General features: G+C 43.2%; 15 protein-coding genes. 10 read left to right on the top strand and 5 right to left on the bottom strand.

Annotated features, from left to right (window positions below; genetic code table 11):
* Positions 1–147 precede the first annotated feature (147 nt).
* Together recQ and P1X15_RS02940 are read right to left on the bottom strand one after the other, a co-directional pair.
* A complete protein-coding gene (recQ, locus tag P1X15_RS02935) occupies positions 148–2,310 on the bottom strand; it encodes a DNA helicase RecQ (RefSeq protein WP_277336638.1) in 2,163 nt (720 codons plus the stop codon).
* Between the two features lie 238 nt (positions 2,311–2,548).
* Positions 2,549–5,020: a glycosyl hydrolase gene (locus P1X15_RS02940; RefSeq protein WP_277336893.1), complete on the bottom strand. Its 2,472-nt coding sequence runs from the start codon at positions 5,018–5,020 to the stop codon at positions 2,549–2,551.
* 633 nt (positions 5,021–5,653) lie between these two features.
* On the opposite strand from P1X15_RS02940, the gene P1X15_RS02945 reads away from it, so the two are divergent.
* From P1X15_RS02945 to P1X15_RS02960, 4 genes are all read left to right on the top strand, one after another.
* A complete protein-coding gene (locus P1X15_RS02945; protein ID WP_277336639.1) occupies positions 5,654–6,202 on the top strand; it encodes a ferritin in 549 nt (182 codons plus the stop codon).
* 166 nt (positions 6,203–6,368) lie between these two features.
* Positions 6,369–6,869 carry a hypothetical protein gene (locus tag P1X15_RS02950; protein ID WP_051211140.1) on the top strand — a complete coding sequence of 167 codons (501 nt, stop codon included), beginning with the start codon at positions 6,369–6,371 and terminating at the stop codon, positions 6,867–6,869.
* Entirely contained in the window at positions 6,866–7,066 is a 201-nt protein-coding gene (locus P1X15_RS02955; RefSeq protein ID WP_277336640.1) for a helix-turn-helix transcriptional regulator, read from the top strand. The genes P1X15_RS02950 and P1X15_RS02955 overlap by 4 nt, the downstream gene beginning before the upstream one ends.
* Before the next feature lie 134 nt (positions 7,067–7,200).
* Positions 7,201–7,671 carry a hypothetical protein gene (locus P1X15_RS02960; RefSeq protein ID WP_277336641.1) on the top strand — a complete coding sequence of 157 codons (471 nt, stop codon included), beginning with the start codon at positions 7,201–7,203 and terminating at the stop codon, positions 7,669–7,671.
* Positions 7,672–7,678: 7 nt separating this feature from the next.
* Here P1X15_RS02960 and P1X15_RS02965 read toward each other — a convergent pair whose 3' ends face one another.
* Together P1X15_RS02965 and gltX are read right to left on the bottom strand one after the other, a co-directional pair.
* Positions 7,679–8,518, bottom strand: coding sequence for a histidinol-phosphatase (locus P1X15_RS02965; RefSeq protein WP_277336642.1), 840 nt, complete (start codon positions 8,516–8,518; stop codon positions 7,679–7,681).
* A gap of 12 nt (positions 8,519–8,530) precedes the next feature.
* Positions 8,531–10,042, bottom strand: coding sequence for a glutamate--tRNA ligase (gene gltX, locus P1X15_RS02970; RefSeq protein WP_277336643.1), 1,512 nt, complete (start codon positions 10,040–10,042; stop codon positions 8,531–8,533).
* 402 nt (positions 10,043–10,444) lie between these two features.
* Here gltX and P1X15_RS02975 point away from each other — a divergent pair, with 402 nt between their 5' ends.
* From P1X15_RS02975 to P1X15_RS02990, 4 genes are all read left to right on the top strand, one after another.
* Positions 10,445–11,122, top strand: a complete 678-nt coding sequence (locus P1X15_RS02975) for a CAP domain-containing protein (RefSeq protein ID WP_277336644.1) — start codon at positions 10,445–10,447, stop codon at positions 11,120–11,122.
* A gap of 94 nt (positions 11,123–11,216) precedes the next feature.
* Positions 11,217–11,675 carry a GNAT family N-acetyltransferase gene (locus P1X15_RS02980; protein ID WP_277336645.1) on the top strand — a complete coding sequence of 153 codons (459 nt, stop codon included), beginning with the start codon at positions 11,217–11,219 and terminating at the stop codon, positions 11,673–11,675.
* Between the two features lie 8 nt (positions 11,676–11,683).
* On the top strand, positions 11,684–12,469 hold the full coding sequence (gene hisF / locus P1X15_RS02985; RefSeq protein WP_277336646.1) for an imidazole glycerol phosphate synthase subunit HisF: 786 nt from the start codon (positions 11,684–11,686) through the stop codon (positions 12,467–12,469).
* 144 nt (positions 12,470–12,613) lie between these two features.
* Positions 12,614–13,177: a YceI family protein gene (locus tag P1X15_RS02990; RefSeq protein ID WP_277336647.1), complete on the top strand. Its 564-nt coding sequence runs from the start codon at positions 12,614–12,616 to the stop codon at positions 13,175–13,177.
* Positions 13,178–13,234: 57 nt separating this feature from the next.
* Here the strand turns inward: P1X15_RS02990 and P1X15_RS02995 are convergent, their stop codons facing one another.
* Complete coding sequence (locus P1X15_RS02995; RefSeq protein ID WP_277336648.1) at positions 13,235–14,080, bottom strand: MBL fold metallo-hydrolase; 846 nt, start codon at positions 14,078–14,080, stop codon at positions 13,235–13,237.
* 204 nt (positions 14,081–14,284) lie between these two features.
* On the opposite strand from P1X15_RS02995, the gene P1X15_RS03000 reads away from it, so the two are divergent.
* Positions 14,285–14,986 carry a response regulator transcription factor gene (locus P1X15_RS03000; RefSeq protein WP_277336649.1) on the top strand — a complete coding sequence of 234 codons (702 nt, stop codon included), beginning with the start codon at positions 14,285–14,287 and terminating at the stop codon, positions 14,984–14,986.
* Positions 14,987–15,184: 198 nt separating this feature from the next.
* The gene (locus tag P1X15_RS03005) at positions 15,185–17,221 is read left to right on the top strand and encodes a M3 family metallopeptidase (RefSeq protein WP_409049668.1); all 2,037 of its coding nucleotides are present in this window, start codon (positions 15,185–15,187) and stop codon (positions 17,219–17,221) included.
* Positions 17,222–17,689 lie beyond the last annotated feature (468 nt).

Raw genomic sequence — 17,689 nt, forward strand, 5'->3', positions numbered from 1 at the left:
AGAATAAATAGGGGTTCGATGAAACTATTTAAAGTTTTTAAATTATCCCAAAATTAGGTGTCTATTTCGTTGAAACCTTTAGAGAATTTTTTGTTTTTTCTGATAAAAAATAAAACAACAAGAATGAAAATTTAAACCGATATTTATTTAGAGTTCGTTATTCTTATTCCAAATAGCAAGCACGATACGGAGTTTATAATATTCATATACACCTTCTAAATGCTCAAAAAGGGGCTTAAGAGCCGCACCTTGAGTGATTTGAAGATGCTCGGCAGCTTTGCTAATAGTCCGATATTCGCTTTTGGTGAGATACTGCCAGAGGTCAATCTCGTTGCCGTCTTCATACAATTTTGCCAAATGTGAAAAAATGGTCAATTCGTTCAAATTGCGCCTTTGTGCAATCTGACTGGGCGTAAATCCTTGTTTGTACAAGTCGAGCGTCTCGATGTAAGTCATGCCACTCACTACACGCGTACCTGGCTGGGTTTTGGAGCGAGCATATTCCAAAATCTCATTGATAAAATCCGCGCCATAGTGCGCAAATTTAGCCTCACCTACGCCCGATACTTGTAGCATCTGAATGCGATTGATTGGGCGTTTTTCGGCCATGTCGGCGAGGGTCGCATCCGAAAATACTACGAAAGGAGGAACATTCTCTTCTTCGGCCAATCGCTTTCTTACCTTTCGAAGTCGCTCAAAAAGCTCATCTCTGATTACCTCTTTCTTAGTCTTCACGGGTTCGGCCTGTTCTTCTTGGCGTTTTCGTTTTTCTTCGTACGATTCAAATCGTACTAGCTGCACCTTTCGTTCGTTGCGCAGCACTTGCCACGAAAGTTCGTTGAGTTTGAGGGCGTGGGCTTCGTCGTAGGCGATGTCCATGATTCCTGAATTAAGCATTTGGGTGAGGTATTCGGCCCATTCTTCGGCGCGTAGGTCGCGACCTACGCCAAAAGTCTTGATGCGGTCGTAGCCGCGTTCGGTTACATTTCGGTTGTGCGAACCACGAAGCACATCTATCAGCAAGCCCATAGCGATTTTTTGGTCAGTGCGAGCTATGGCCGAAAGTGCTTTTTGGGCCGAAACCGTCGCGTCAAATTTAGAACGAGGATTGCGACAAACATCACAATTCCCACAGTCTTTGTCAACGGCCTCATTAAAATAACTCAATAAAATACGACGGCGACAGTGGTCGGCCTCGGCGTACTGTTTCATGCGGTCGAGCTTGGCAAATTGAATGTCTTTGAGGTGGGCAGGTAGTTCAGAATTTGTAATCATCTCGCGGCGCATCATCCAGTCGGCAAAGCTGTAAAAAAGCAGCGTATCGGCGCGGAGACCGTCGCGCCCTGCTCGCCCGATTTCTTGGTAAAAACTCTCCACATTGCCAGGCATATTGTAGTGCATAATCCAGCGTACGTTGGATTTGTCTATCCCCATACCAAAAGCAATGGTAGCCACCATGATTTGAACATCGTCTTTGATAAACGCGTCTTGTACTTGCGAGCGTTCGTCGGCGGGCATTTTGGCGTGATAATGCCGCGCATTGATGCCTTTTGCGCGAAGTTTTTGAGCAATATCTTCGGTCGTTTTACGGGCTAAACAATAAATGATACCCGATTGATTGGGATGATCGTTGATAAATTGCTCAATGATTTTCAGGCGATTACGGCCTGGCAATACATTGAGGGATAAATTAGGGCGGTCAAAAGAAGCTTCAAAAATTCTGGCTTCTGGAATTCCCAATTGCTTAAGCACATCTCGGCGCGTGACACGGTCGGCGGTGGCGGTGAGGGCAATCATCGGAACTTCGGGAAAAGCTGCTTTGAGAATATGAAGTTGGGTATATTCAGGCCGAAAATCATGACCCCACACGGAGACACAATGCGACTCATCGATCGCAATAAGATTGACTTTGAGTGCCCTTACAAAATCCAACGAACTTGCGGCCAAAAGCTTTTCGGGTGCAATATAAAGTAGTTTGATGACTCCAGCATGGCATTTACGTTCAATAGCGTACTGTTCGGAAGACGTAAGTGTACTATTCAGATAGGCAGCTTCTATACCATTAGCACGGAGGGCTTGGACTTGGTCTTTCATGAGTGCTATCAATGGCGATACTACCAGCGTAATACCTTCTTTTATCATGGCTGGAACTTGATAACAGACCGATTTCCCGCCCCCTGTAGGCATCAAAACCATGCAATCATTGCCAGCTGATACCCAGTCAATGATTTCGGCTTGGAGTGGGCGGAAAGTATCATACCCGAAATATTGTTTGAGGATGTTTTCTTTGCTAGGAGGTATATTGGTCATTGTAGAACTTATGCGCTATGGTATCCATAATTTTGAAACGCAAAGAACGCTAAGAAGTCACATAATTTACAAAAATTATAGGGAATAAGCCCTTTGAAGACCATAATAAAAAATCGCTGTCGGTAATACCAACAGCGATTTCTCTCTCTAACAGCCATAAAAACGAATACGATTATCTATTCTATGTAAACTTACGCTGGATTGAGAATGTTCGTTGCAAAAGCCAATTAAAAATTAATTAATCTTTGGAAGTTTCAAGTTTAACATCATTCAATAGCCCCGATGGCATGGCTTGCCATTTGGAAGCATCAAAAGGCTTATATTGAATATCTACCATGTTGATTTCTTGGAATTTTTTCCAATCGGGTTTTTGGGTATCTCTCAGACGCATATAGTTGGCCGCCAAATTTGTGACTTCGATTTGGAGGGTATTTTTGTTAGTTTTGAGCGTGTTGGCGGGAATTTCCAGCCTAAACGGCAAGCACCAAGCCGTCCCGATTTTTTTACCATTGATAGTTACCTCCGCTACTTCGCGCACATCTCCTAAATCAAGTACAAATTTGCGATTTATTGGAAAGTTAGGAGGCAAATTAAAAGTTAAAGAATAGCGGGCTGTTCCCGAAAAATAACTCGCCGAATCGGAAAGGGAAGCCCAAGAGCTGGGTTTGTCCATGACCGCTGCTTTAGGAAGAAAAGGTCTGCCTTCCAAAAATTCAATCTTCCATTTTCCGTCTAAGCCAAATGAAGGCACAGGTAGGCGAGTGGATGAGGTCGTGGTAGAGCTGGGAGTGTCATTAAGTTTCAAAAAACAAGATTCTCCCGACAGCAGGCGCAGATATACTTGGGTTTTGCCCGCTACTGTTTGGGTAGCCAAAGGCCGAGATTCATGGGTCAAAGGATTATAAAGATTCACGCCTTTGGCCGCACTAGCGAGGGTAATCCAGCCTTCTTCAAAGGTTTGGTTTTGGTTGGCAATAAAATAAATCACTTTCCCATTTTCAGTTTTGCGAATATAACGCAAGCCATTTTTAGCCCATTGTTCTTGTTTGATATTCAAAGAAGAAAGTGTTTTTTCAAGATTATCAAAAGTGGGTACTATCGAAGGTGCATTTTGTGTCCAATTTGTCAGATTTTTTTGAAAGACTTCATTCCTTTGGGTCTGTTGCAAAAAGCCCGTAGGTTGCATCGGCAAATGTTCCATAAACACCACCTTTACACCTGCTTGTGCCAAGGCCTGAAGACGTGCAAGAGTGGTTTCGGGCAGGTAGGTAGTGGCAGGCACAAGGATAGTTTTGTATTTGGGCAAAGTAGAAGGGTTCCATTGCTGAAGCTGATTGTCGGAAATAAAATCAAAAGAAAAACCATTTTTCCAAAGCCAATCACTCAGTTGTCCAAAAGGTAGTTTAAGTAGCCACTTATCCACATGATGTACTTCCAAAAGGTGAATACCTCCGCTGGCGCGGGCTTTGGTGGCCCACAAATCATGAATGGGAAAATACACCAAAAGGTCGTTGTCGGGTTGGCTGTTTTGCAGTATTTCTTGGCACCGCTCGATGTATTTATTTAACAAGGGATAGTGTTTCCAAAAATGAGAATGTACGCCGTAGTTGGTAGAAGCATAAAAAAGCCACCCTGGATAGGCTTCATTTTTTGGGGTGTAAGTAGTACCGTGGTAAAATACGTGATTGATACCTGCCGTAAAAAGTTCGTCAATTTGCGGTTTGATTTGTGAAAGCGATACCTTGAAATGATTGGCAAGCCAAGTAGTACTTTCCGAACTCACCCATTTTTTGCCCGTAAGGTGAGCCGCCGAACTCGCAAATTTCATCGCTAAGGCATTGGGCGTGCCGTAGCGATCTACTTCGTATTGTTCGTCTACTCGCAATCCCTTGATAGGCAGCTGACTACTACCAAAAGACTCCGTTTCGGGAATATCGGCTTCGGCATAGAGATCTAGTAAGTTTCCGGGGGAGCCATGCGCTTGATAGCGCGTCAAGAAGCCTTTGGTGCGCGACCAATCCGTCCATTTTTTGGCGTAATTTTCGTGTAAAAGCTCCGCAAGTGTTTGATGATAATCGATTTTGACCAAAGCGGTGGTGGTATCGGTAAAGGCCGCCCATTGGTTTTGCAAATCATAGCCACGGCGTTTTCGGAATTGTTCCAGAAAATCGGTGGTCCAATTGGCACCATATACTTCGTAAGAGTCGTTGTACATGGCACGGGGGAGTTCTTTGATGGTTGCAAAAGCCGAATCAAACCGTTGTACATAACGGGGGATTGCATTTTCGAGAAAGGGGTCAAGTACGAGTCCAGCTCCACCCGGCGCGGCGCGTTTGACGGCCTGCTTGGTAAGTACGCTTTCAAATTTGCCGTTGTTATACTGCCATTTTTTAGCAGCCAAGTCAGGTGTCACGTTGGGGCCGCCAAAAGGCCAGCCCGTACCCGTGGTCATATCTACTCCTAGCCCAAGGCGTTTGCCTTCGCGGATGGTATGCGTAAGTACTTGCATCCAACGAGGGCTTAAGAAAGGAATCGCCTGCTGTTCGAGTCCTTTGACCCCATAAATAGGAATGATATGTACGCCACCCAGCCCTGCTTTGGCAAAATTTTCGAGCTGCCAAGTAATATCGCTTTCGGTGACGGTACTCCCCATCCACCACCAATACGTCCAAGGTTTGGCGGTGTTTTGGGCGATGGATTGCTGACTTATAAAAGTCAAAATGAAAAGGAAGGTTTTTAAAAATTTCACTTGACAAATAAGTTGATTGGGAAATTTGACGAATGACACTATCTGCTACTAAATGACAATAACCCTCACTATCTACCTTAAAATTTTAGGCTAAGTAGGAAGTATGAGTAGAATCTAGTAATTCAGACTGGTGGCTGCGGGCAGATAAAGTAAGAAACAAATTGAATTGTTGGTTATGACTGTAGCAATTGTGGTAAAAAATCATTCAAAAATGCCTCTAAAGCACAAACTAAAATACTCGCTTCTACTCGGTAGCTTTCATTGACCTGAGCAATTACAAATCCTTTTTAGGACGTAATCAGCTCCATGAAAATCAAAAATTAAACTTTGGATTTTCATGGTAAAAGTAAGTTTTTGAGCTAAATCTCAAGCGATACAGTTCCATTTTCCAACGTATCTTCTAAGTCAAGCAGAATTCTTATGTACCTTTCTAAGTATTTGTGGCTTCATGCTAAATACAGATACACGAGTCGAATATGCAAATTCAGACTCATTCCAAATTTTGGGCGAAACCCCCAGAAATAGAACAATATTGGCCCGAAGATTGTAATATTGTTGAATAATCAATGTAGAAATCAAAAATTTAACGATACGATGAAAGATCTGATGCGTCTTCGGACTTCCCTCAAAGAAGAATTGCAAATCGCCCTCAATGCCCAAGTAAAAATGGAAGCAGAGTCTTCTTCTAAATACTTGGCGATGGCGGCGTGGTTGGACCGTAATGGCTACTCAAACAGTGCCGATTTTTTCTTCACACAAGCAGAAGAAGAGCGGGGGCACATGCTCAAAATATTCAAATACATTAGCGATATGGGTGGCGTAGCTATTACTCCCGAAGTGACCAATATCCCCCAAGAATACCCCACTTTTCGTAGTGTGTTCGAAACGGCCTTGGAGCAAGAAATTGCCGTTTCGCAGTCAATCAACCGCATCGTCGGATTGACCCGCCGTCATGATGACTATGCTACCGAAAACTTCATGCAGTGGTTTGTGAAAGAGCAAATCGAAGAAGAATACATCGCTCGCCGTCAGGTCGAATTGTTTGATGTGATTGGCGAAGAAGGTATCGGTCGTTATACGATTGACCAAGAGATTGCCAAGGTTACCTATCCAGGTGCGGCGGGAGAAGCAGGAGCCGAATAGTAAAGGAGGTGCTTTTCAATCAATAATTTTCGACAACCCACCCTAGCAAGCGCGCTGTAAATTTTACGGCGCGCTTTTATTTTTGACTTAATGTCAAAAATATTTGCTTAAATGTAAAGTTTGCTTTACATTTAGATCGGAAATTAAAATCAACCTATTAACAGCTATGGACACCAAATTACTTTTGCCCAATCGTTTCAAACGTCTCGGATGGCTTATCTTTGCACCCGCATTGATTTTGACTATTTTAGGTATGTTAGAGGTAAGCTCTGCGCTTAGTTTTTTTTCTGGGGATCATTTTTTGTCGGCGTGGACTACCATTAGAGTTGCCGAAAAAGGCAGCTTGAGTGAGTTTTTGGACGGCCCTACCAACGACTTGGCAGGCGAAATTTTGATGGCTTTGACGGCGATTGGTTTTTTCTTTGTGGCCTTCTCACGCGAGCGTACCGATGATGAGTGGATTATGAAAGTACGGCTCGAATCCTTGCTTTGGGCTTTTTATGTACACTTAGCCGCGTTTTTTCTGTCGGTGTGGTTGTCGTACGGGTTGGCATTTTATGTGGTATTGTCGTGGAATATGCTCACGGCTCCGTTAGTATTTTTGGCGCGTTTTCACTGGATAGTGTACGTGAAGCCTTATTTGGAAGAAAGGAGGACTGCCGCATGAAAAACACAATTCACGTAGAGCGTGCCATCAAGCGGATTACGCAAGCTGATTTAGCCGCCGCCGTAGGCGTATCGCGCCAAACCATCAATGCCATCGAAGCTAACAAATACGTTCCGTCGGCGGTGTTGGCCTTTAAAATCGCACGCTATTTTGCCAAGCCCGTAGAAGCTATTTTTGAACTGGGCGAGGACGACTGATTTTTCTTTTGCTACCTCATTGTAATCATCCAAATAAAAACTTAGATTTGTTTGAAGATGATTGACAATGAGGTGGTTTTAGTGTGAAGTAGAAGGAGTAGGAGATTGATATCACCATCTGAACCTTTCCCAACATGAAGAAAAATTTACTCGTACTTCTTTGCTTACTTTCGCTGCTTTCGTGTCAGAAAGAAGCGCCAATTCCTTCAAAAATTGAACTGTTGACTTCTCAAAAATGGAAATGGGTAGGAGGGACTATTTCGCCTTCCTATGATATTTTCGGAATAGGGGTTTTGATAGGAGACGATTATTTTACGAGGACTCCCGAGTGTTGGCGCGATGATGTTTGGGTGTTTTCGGTGGCCAGCAAATTTACCCACGAAGAAGGCGCTACCATATGTAACATTGGAGACTCGCAAATTTATGCACAAGGGACGTGGAAATTTGAAAATGAGGAAGCTTCCATTAGAATCATTGAAGAAGGTAAGGGCCAGAACAGTTTTGTTTGGAGTATTCAAGAACTGAGTGCTACTTCTTTGAAAGTAATGGAAACTTTTATAGATGACGGAAAAACCTATAAAATTCAATATACATTTGGGCACTAAAACCTCGCTAGAGACTCACATCTTGCCATTTTCCTCCTAACAGTACCCGTATTTCTTCATAGCCTGCTTCTTTGGCAGTGGCCAATGCCAAGGGATAAGAGGCGGTGATTTCTTGGGGACGATGACTATCGGAATTGATACAAATAGGGATGTTAAGCTGTTTCATTCGCCTGATAATCCAGCCCGAAGGATATAAATCCAAGCCGCGTTTGTAATTGCCACGGGTATTGATTTCCACAATCAATCCCGCCTTTTGAATCGTCTGAAGCGTTTGTTCTACTTCTTCTACGTACCATGCTTCTGTTTCTTCAAACAATAGTCTCGCTTCATTGTGCATTTTGATTTTGTCCAAATGCCCCACTATTTGAGGTGGGTCGGTTTCGACCATTTCTCGGATGATGCCGTAGTATTTCTTAATAACCGGTTGAATATCGGAATGATACAAACTGTCGAGGCATTCTAAAAACTCAACCGAGCTACCGTCGATTTCCCAAGGCTGTCCAAATTGATTAAGTCCTACGTAGTGAACTGAACCTACGCAATAATCAAGCATCGGAAAATGACTCGGACCTAGGGGCTGTAAACCGGGGTCGTTGGGGATAAAATCGACTTCAAGCCCTTGATAAAGCTCAATTTGGTCGGCGTATTTGAGTTTGAGAGCTTGGGTTTCGGCCAGGTATTGGGGTAGGCGTTCGGCTTTCATACTCCATTGATTGTCAAACCAAACGGGGCAGTGCGACGAAAACCCAAAGGCGCGAAGCCCCTGAGCTATCGCGCCTTGTACTTGTTCTTCCAACGAACCTTTGCCGTCACAATAATGGCTGTGGCTGTGGTAATTGGTAAGCATATGATGATTATATTATGATAAAGTGGCTAGCGCTTTTTCCAAGCGAGCGATGACTTCTTGTTTTCCTAAAATTTCCATAGTAAGCATCAAATCAGGGCCGTGTCCAGCGCCTGTTACGGCCAAGCGCAAGGCTTGCATTACCTTGCCCATCTTTACCCCTACGCGCTCTGCCGCCGCCGCCCAAATTGCCTTCGCAGACTCTGCCAAGAAATCACCTTCAAATATTTTAAGGTCTTCTATGTAAGCCGCAACGGCCTTTTGGGCATCGGTATTCCATTTGCTAGTTGCCACGGCTTCTTCATAAGTAGCAGGAGGCGTAAACAAAAACGCAGCTTCGCTCAAAATTTCCTGCGGGAAAGTGACGCGGTCTTTCATGAGAGCCACCACTTTGTCCAAATCCAAGGAAGTATCCGCAGGCCATTGGCCATTGTTTTGGAGGATTTCACCCAATGCTTCATTGGAAGTGCCTTTTAGGTATTGTTGATTAAACCACTTGGCTTTGGTAATATCAAAACGTGCCCCTGCTTTATGGATACGCTCTAGCGAAAAGGCTTCGATAAGTTGATCCATACTAAATAGCTCTTGGTCGGTGCCGGGATTCCAGCCTAGAAAAGCCAAGAAGTTGACGACGGCATCTTTGAGGTAGCCATCTTCGCGGAAGCCTCTAGCCACTATACCCGTATTGGGGTCGGTCCATTGGAGGGGAAAAATCGGGAATCCACCCAAATCGGCATCTCGTTTGGAGAGTTTGCCATTGCCTTCGGGCTTGAGCAAAAGCGGCAAATGCGCAAATTGGGGAGCTTTCCATCCAAAATATTGGTACATCAATACATGCAATGGTGCCGACGGAAGCCACTCTTCTCCTCTGATAACGTGCGTGATTTCCATCAAATGGTCATCCACGATATTGGCCAAATGGTAGGTAGGCATACCGTCTGATTTGAGAAGCACTTTATCGTCGAGGGTAGAAGCATGTACCGATACCCACTCGCGAATGATGTCTTTGAAACGAATTTCTTGTTTGGGGTCGATTTTGATACGAATTACATAAGGGTCGCCCTTGGCAATGCGTTGTTGTACTTCTTCAGCCGACAATGTGAGCGAATTGGTCATTTGAAGGCGCGTAATGGCGTTGTATTGGGCGGCATCGGCTCCTGCTTCTTCGAGACGCTTGCGCATGGCTTCGATTTCGTCGGCAGTATCGAAAGCATAATAAGCCTTGCCTGCTGCTATGAGTTGCTCGGCGTATTGGCGATACATCTCTTTACGCTCAGACTGACGATAAGGGGCGTGAGGGCCGCCTACGCCTTGTCCTTCGTCGATTTGAATCCCTATCCATGCCAAGGCTTCTAAAATGTAAGCTTCGGCGCCTGGTACGTAGCGGTTTTGATCGGTATCTTCGATGCGAAGAAGCATCTTGCCGCCATTTTTGCGAGCAAATAAATAATTGTATAAAGCCGTGCGAACCCCTCCAATATGGAGAGGGCCGGTAGGACTGGGGGCAAAACGAACTCTTACTGACATGAAATTTTGTAAATCTTGGTTGTTTTTGTCGGGTTGTTTGAGAATGTCTTTTCTTTAGAATACACATTGGTAATCAATGAATTCCGAAAACTATTGATGCATTATGGATTTCTAAATGTTGATTCCAAAACAAGCCCTCACTTTTGGAGGTGCAAAGTTACCACAAAAAGACAAGCTCAGCGTTTGAAAAGTTATTTGATAATTTAAAAATGCCTCTATTAATAGGTTGTGGTTTGATTATCAGTATATTGTGTTTTTATTTTGTTGTTGGACAATAGAAAAACCTATAAAAACTTTTCCTTATTTTGTAAGCATCAAGAATTTTTGTAAAGTGTTTTTATTGATGAAAATTGATTATTTTTAGATTTTATATGTAAAAAATACGATATAGCCATGTTTAGGATGATTGTTTTTTTACTTCTCATTTGTTTAGGGAGTGCTTTTCAACCCAAACCTTTGGATTATCATGAGCTTACGACCAAGGAGTTTGTTCGTTTAGGGGCTTTGCAACAACCTGTAAATGTCTATGAACCTGATTATAAACTCCTCGATGCTACGATTTTTCATTTGACAAATCGAGAACGGATGAATAGAGGCTTAAAACCCCTAAGCTATGCGGTGGGACTGCATCTATCTGCCGAAAATTTTGCGAAAGACATGATTCAAATGGACTTTTATGGACACAATCATCCCTACAGTCCGGCCCTTGCTACCCTCAATGAAAGAGTAGGTTTTCATACGTGGGAGTTTCCACGTAAAGCCGAAAACATAGGCCAATATCAAGTAATAGACACCCCTGAGCAATATTGCTGCCGCCGCAAAAGAGACGGTAGTTTTGAGTACATGGATTGTGATTCCAAACATCTCTTTCATCCTTACACTTACGCAGGATTTGCCCAAACGGCAATCGATGAATGGCTCAGGTCTCCTTCTCATCGCCGTGCCATGTTAGACTCCACGATGACTCATTTAGGCTGTGCGGCTCGACTCTCCAAAAAACCTTACCAAGTATGCAAAGCCCCTTACGGACGTTTTGTGCAAAATTTTGGACAAAGGAAAGAGTCATTGAGTCAAAACTAAAGTAGGGATTTTAAAAGAAAAATTGACAAGTAAGGTCTTTGGGGAATACCGCCTTTTTTTCAGTTCTTTGCGGTATCATTAGGCCTACCAAACTATGTCTTTGCTCGATTCTTTCTCCTATGAGTTTTCAAAAGAACCCTTTTTGATTTCTACCGACAAATCAAAATTAGACATTGATTTGATTCACAGCTATCTATCATCACGCTCGTACTGGGCCGAAAATATTCCTCGCGCTATGATTGAGCGTTCGATACAAAATTCGGTAGTTTATGGTGTCTATGAAGGGAAGTATCAAATCGGCTTTGCACGGGTGGTGACTGATTTTGCTACCTATGGCTATTTGGCAGATGTGTTTGTGTTGGAAGAGTACCGAGGACAAGGGCTATCGAAATGGTTGATGGATTGTATCTTTAATCAAACCCCCGAATTTCAGGGATTTAGAAAATGGTCGTTGGCCACAGCCGATGCCCATGGGCTGTATGAGCAGTACGGTTTTACGGCTTTGGCTCGCCCCGAACGGATGATGGAAAAAGTAAATTTTACGAAATATTAAGTACCCTTATGCTTACAAAACGTATCATTCCTTGTTTGGATGTAAAAGATGGACGCACCGTCAAAGGCGTTAATTTTGTGAACCTTCGCGATGCAGGCGATGCCGTAGAGCTTGCCGCTATCTATGCCGAACAGGGTGCCGACGAATTGGTATTCTTGGATATTACGGCCACGGTCGAGGGGCGTAGCACACTTTTGGAATTGGTTCGTCGGGTGGCGCATACCATCAATATCCCCTTTACCGTAGGAGGTGGTATTTCCTCTAAAGCCGATGTATCAGCCTTACTAAATGCAGGAGCTGATAAGGTTTCGATTAATTCGGCTGCGGTGCGCAATCCTGGTCTTATCAATGAGCTGGCGTTAGAATTTGGTAGTCAGTGTATTGTGGTGGCAATAGATACGCGCAACATCGCTGTTCAGACCGAAAACGGCGAAGAAATGATTGACATCGTGCATACACATGGCGGTCGTAAACCTACCGAACTTCGTACATTGGCTTGGGCCAAAGAAGTAGAAGAAAGAGGCGCGGGCGAAATACTCTTGACGTCAATGGATACCGATGGTACCAAAAATGGCTTTGCCTTAGAGCTCACTGCGGCGATTTCGTCAGCGGCCAATATTCCCGTCATTGCCTCAGGGGGAGCTGGCACAATGGCCCATTTTTATGATGTTTTTATGACCGGCTATGCTGATGCTGGTTTAGCAGCGAGTATTTTCCATTTCAAAGAAATCGATATTCCCGTTCTTAAAACATATCTTCGTGACCAAGGTATTGCGATGAGGATGTCGCGCTAAAAATAAATGTAACAACACCTTTATTTTAGCAAATGGTAGAGGTATTTTGTGAAATGGTCGATTTATAGAAAAGATAAAACGTATATTGTGCTTGATTTGCATATTACTATTTTTTCCTATCTTATCACAAAACCTATACAATCAATGAAAAAAATCACTTTTGTAGCCGCCCTTTTGGTGTCATTTGCCTCTTTTGCGCAAACTTGGAATGTAGATAAGGCTCACTCAAAATTAGGCTTTACGGTGACACACTTGATGATTTCGGAAGTGGATGGCAACTTCAAAACTTTCGATGCTACGATCAAGTCTTCCAAAGAAGATTTTTCGGATGCGGTTTTTGAAGTATCAGCTGATGTCAATAGCCTCAATACCGACAACGACAACCGCGACAAAGACCTCAAAGGTGCGAGTGGGTTTGACGTAGAGAAACATCCCAAACTGACTTTTAAAAGTACTTCTATCTCCAAAATAGATGCTAAAAAATACAAATTGACGGGCGACTTGACCTTGAAAGGCGTTACTAAACCCGTGACTTTGGAGATGACCCTCCTTGGTATGGGCAAAAACATGCGTACTCAGAAGCCCAAAGCAGGCTTCAAAATTACAGGAACTATCAAACGCACTGACTTTGGCGTAGGTGGTATGCCCGCCGCCGTAGTGGGTGAAGATGTAGAACTCAGAGCTGTCGGTGAGTTTGAACAACAATAGGTATCTCTTAAAAATTAGTTTTAAAAATTCCCTCCCTTGCAAAGAGAGGGAATTTTTTTATATAAAATCGCCCAACAAACCCTTGTTTTTGGCTCTAATACCTTTTTCGGTCATTTCTACTGTACAGCAGTCAAAGAGGGGGTCATGGTCAAAAAATAGGAGATAGTCATGCTCCAAGGCTTCTTTTAAAAGTGCTTCTTTTTCTTTCATGGTTTCGAGCGGCCTTACATCATAGCCCATCACATAAGGTAGTGGCAGATGCGCGTGCGACGGAATGGTATCAGCCATAAACACCACCGTTTGACCTTTGTAGGCTATTTTGAGCATGGTCATTTTTTCGGTATGTCCATCTACATAAATAGGAGTAACGTGGGGGCCAAAAGGATTGTCAAATTCGTCAGAAAATCGAAGTTGTCCTGCTTCTTGAATCGGTAAAATATTTTCCTTGAAAAAAGTAGCTTTTTCGCGAGCGTTTGGAAAATTAGCGGTGTTCCAGTGGTCCGAATGCGTCCAATAGTGCGCATTCGGGAAAGTAGTTTGGTAGCCCGAACGGTCGGCTTTCCATTCGACCCCACCACCGCAGTGATCAAAATGTAAATGTGAAAAAATAACATCAGTGACTTCGTCTACTCCAAATCCTGCTTTTTGTATCGATTTTACCAAATCTCCTTCGCCGTGTCGGTAGTAGAAAGCTTGCCATTTGAGGTCTTGTTTGTTGCCCATACCTGTATCCACTAGCATTAGGCGATTGCCGTCTTCAATGAGCAAACATCGCATATCCCAGCTACAAAGATTGTTTTCGTCGGCAGGAATCACCCGATTCCAGATAGTTTTGGGTACTACACCAAACATCGCGCCGCCGTCGAGTTTGAAATGCCCTGCGTCTATAACGTGTAATTGCATATTGTGGAGCTTTTGAGGAATGATTTCAAAACAACTAATTTCTGACGAAACTCGTTATATTTACCGTATAAAAAATGCTAAAGGAGATAGAAAGTACGGAAACTATTGTGAGGCCAAATGAATTCTCTATAAAAGTGAAGCCGATACTAAGCCTAGTGTTTTTGTAAATAAAGTGGATTATTAACCAATATGACAGCCTAATTGATGACCAACGAAATAAAAAAAATCCTGATTGTAGAGGATGACTCACGCATTGCTCAAAACATCAGTAAAGGCTTGCGTGAAAAAGGATACGATACCGAAGTGGCCTATGACGGACTGATAGGTAGCAAAATTGCCGCTGCTCATCACTTCGATTTAGTGATTTTGGACATCAACTTGCCATCCATGAATGGCTATGAGGTATGTAAAAATATCCGACAGCGCGATCCCAATGTGCCTATTTTGATGCTAACGGCTCTGGGTGAAGCGGATGATAAAATCGAAGGCTTCAACGTAGGTGCCGACGACTATATCGTAAAACCATTTGATTTTCGGGAGCTACTAGCCCGCGTCAATGTGTTTTTGAAACGCTCACAGTCGGATATCGAAAATGTGACAAACAATTTGCTTCGCATTGCCGATCTTGAAATCAATCCTGATACCAAAACTGTCATACGCGCAGGGCATACGATTGACCTCACTCCTAAAGAATTGGCTTTGCTCGAATACCTGATTCGTAACAAAGGTCGAGTGGTATCCAAAACCGATATTGCCGAAAAAGTATGGGATATGAATTTCGATAGTGGTACCAATGTCGTAGAGGTTTATATCAATTTTTTACGTAAAAAAATTGACCGAGATTTTGAAACCAAACTTATTCATACCAAATCTGGAATGGGCTATGTTTTGAAAGAAGATTCTTGATTGTTAGGGAATTAGCTTAGATTTGTTCCCGTTTTGGCAAATACTCTCCCCTCAATTGGGGGAGGAATTTTTAGAATACAAGTATTAACTTGCCACTTCATTAAAAACTAACCGTTCTTTCATCCCATGAAAACCAAATCTCTATTTTTGGGCTTGCTGCTTAGTAGTGGCATGGCCGTTGCACAAAACACCAGTAACATGAGTTCAAATCCACTTTTACAACCCTTTGATACCCCCCATCAAACGGCTCCTTATGACAAAATCAAACCCGACCATTTTTTGCCTGCTTTGAAAGAAGCAATGGCACAAGGAAAAAAAGAAATTGACGCGATTGTTAACAACAAAGCCAAGCCTACTTTCGAAAATACCATCATTGCGCTCGAGCAAGGTGGCGAAAATGTAGGCAAAGTCAGTTCGATATTGTTTCATTTGAATGGGGCAGAAACCAATCCCGAAATCCAGAAAACAGTACGCGAAGCCTCTCCTTTACTTACGGAATATGGCAATGATATTACCCTCAACGATAAGCTTTTTGCGCGTGTAAAAGCAGTGTGGGATCAACGCGATAAACTCAAACTTGATACTGAGAGTGCGATGCTTTTGGAAAAAACCTACAAAAGCTTTGCCCGTAATGGTGCCAATCTCAACGCCGCTGACAAAGAAAAACTGCGTGGTATCAACAAAGAATTGTCGCAGTTGTCTATCAAGTTTTCTGAAAACAATCTCGCCGAAACCAACGAATACTCGCTCGTAGTAACCGACGAAAAAGACCTTGCAGGTTTGCCCGATTTTGTGAAAGAAGCTGCAAAGGCCGCTGCCAAACGCCTCAATAAAGAAGGTTGGGTGTTTACGCTGCATGCTCCAAGTTACGGGCCTTTTATGCAGTATGCCGACAACCGCGACTTACGCAAACAACTTTTCTTGGCTTATAACGGACGTGGATTCAACGGTAGCAAAAACGATAACAAAGACAACATCGCCCAAATCGTAAAGCTTCGCTATGAAAAAGCAAAGCTACTCGGCTACGCTACTTGGGCCGATTATATCTTAGAAGAGCGTATGGCCAACAGCAAGCAGATTGTCAACAATTTTTTGAATGACGTCAAAAAATACGCCGAACCTGCCGCTGCCCGTGAACTAGCCGAGTTGACGACCTATGCTAAGAAAAATGGATTTACCGAAGACAAATTGCAGCGTTGGGATGTTTCGTATTATTCAGAAAAACTGAAAAAAGAAAAATACGCTATCAATGATGAGTTGTTGAAACCATATTTCAAACTCGAAAATGTGTTGGACGGAATCTTTGCTCTCACCAACAAACTATACGGTATTAGTTTCAAAGAAAACAAAAACATTCCTGGCTGGCATCCTGAAGTGAAAGCTTATGAGGTTTTTGACAAAGACGGGAAGTTTTTGGCGGTATGGTACGGGGATTATTTCCCTCGCGCAGGCAAGCGTGCGGGTGCGTGGAACAACAGCGTCCAAGACCAATGGATAGAAAATGGCGTAGAATATCGTCCGCACGTGGTCAATGTTTGTAATTTCTCACGTCCTACCGATACCAAGCCTTCATTGTTGTCTTTTGGTGAAGTGACTACCTTGTTTCACGAGTTTGGTCATGCCCTTCATGCGATGCTTGCCAAAGGCAAATACCAAACTACCTCAGGTACGAGCGTAGCGTGGGACTTTGTAGAACTTCCTAGTCAAATCATGGAAAACTTTGCGGAAGAGCCCGAAGTACTTCGGATGTTTGCAAAACACTATCAAACGGGCGAAGTGATTCCCCAAGAATACATCGAAAAAATCCGCGCTAGTTCTAACTTTATGGCAGGCCTAGCCAATCTACGCCAAATAGGATTGGGAATGATAGACATGGCTTGGCACAGCAACGTACCCAATGGCGAATCGGTAGCGCAAATTGAGGAAAAAGCCGACATAGGTGCTCAAATTTATCCAAAAGTAGAAGGAATAAGCGTGAGTACTGCGTTTAGTCACATTTTTGCGGGCGGCTACTCTGCGGGCTATTATAGCTACAAATGGTCGGAAGTGTTAGACGCTGACGCCTTTGAGTTGTTCAAAGAAAAAGGTATTTTCAACCAAGAAGTAGCCAATTCGTTCCGCGAAAACGTACTTTCAAAGGGAGGTAGTGAGAAGCCAATGGTACTTTATAAGCGTTTCCGTGGTCGCGAGCCTAAGCCCGAAGCAATGCTCAAACGCGCTGGATTGATTTTGTAAATTATTGATCTATAATTTTTTAACCAAAAAGCCGCTGTGATGAACAGCGGCTTTTTGGTTGGAATGAGGGGGGGAAGACTCAGCAAAGACTTTTCAACGATTCGTAACCTATGGTATCGTATCAAAGAAACGGGGTATTATGAGGGGTTGGAGAAACCTCTACATTTTTTGCCGTTATTGTACCGGGCAGTATAATACTCCCCAATATCTTCTATACCTTCGTAACAGCATTCAAAGACCTCTTTACTGACAATAAGTTCAGAGCCACATTAATAGCACAATGAATTTGAAAGTCAATTCCTTTTAAATTGACTGCATCATAAATATGCACATTAGAGTCATTTTTCTAGACTGCATGATTACAAAAATATTTCGACACCGATTTCCTACAACATTTCCACTTTCATCACATTATCATCCGAAATGCGGTCGATGAGCTTGTTGTAGGGGTCGATGCCGCCTCTGACG

This window comes from Runella sp. MFBS21 (assembly GCF_029433105.1).
Classification (GTDB): Bacteria; Bacteroidota; Bacteroidia; order Cytophagales; family Spirosomataceae; genus Runella.